Here is a 519-nt window from a genome sequence, read left to right as displayed (position 1 = left end):
CCGGGCACCGTGTCGCCCTGCAGTTCGGCCGAGGGATAGAGGTTGTAGCGTACCACGCGGTACGGGCCGCTATCGTTGCGGAGCGTCATCACCGCGTCGAGCGGCACCATGTTTCCGGCTGCCGATCGGGTGCGCAGGTGCCCGACATCCGAAATCTGGTCGCGATACGGCGCGTCGGCCTGCGCGGTCACCCGGTAGGTGCGCCCCAGATAGTTGAAGTCGTTGATGTACGCCGAACCGAGATAGGTGCCGAGCGTCGAAAACACGTTCGAAACCGGCACGCCCATCTGCTCGGCCCGCTCGCGATCGATATCGGCGAACAGGCGTGGAGTGCGGGTGTTGAAGGTAGTGAAGGCTGAGGTAATGCCCGGCGTCTGATTGGCCTTCATCATCATTGCGAATGCGGCCCCCTCCAACGCCTTGTAACCGAGGTTGGAGCGATCCTCGATCAGCATCTTCCAACCGCCGCCAGTGCCGATGCCGGCCACTGGGGGGGGCGGAATCACCAGCAGCAAACCG

General features: G+C 63.8%; 1 protein-coding gene. It reads right to left on the bottom strand.

Going from position 1 to position 519, the window contains the following annotated elements; all coding sequences use genetic code 11:
- The coding region (locus tag AACY52_RS30070) for an efflux RND transporter permease subunit (protein ID WP_339561343.1) at positions 1-519 on the bottom strand (519 nt) is incomplete at both ends.

Source organism: Pseudomonas sp. EA_65y_Pfl1_P113, from assembly GCF_963970525.1.
Lineage (GTDB): Bacteria > Pseudomonadota > Gammaproteobacteria > Pseudomonadales > Pseudomonadaceae > Aquipseudomonas > Aquipseudomonas tritici.
Note: the sequence above shows the minus strand (reverse complement) of the source record. Positions and strands in the feature narration are given on the sequence as shown.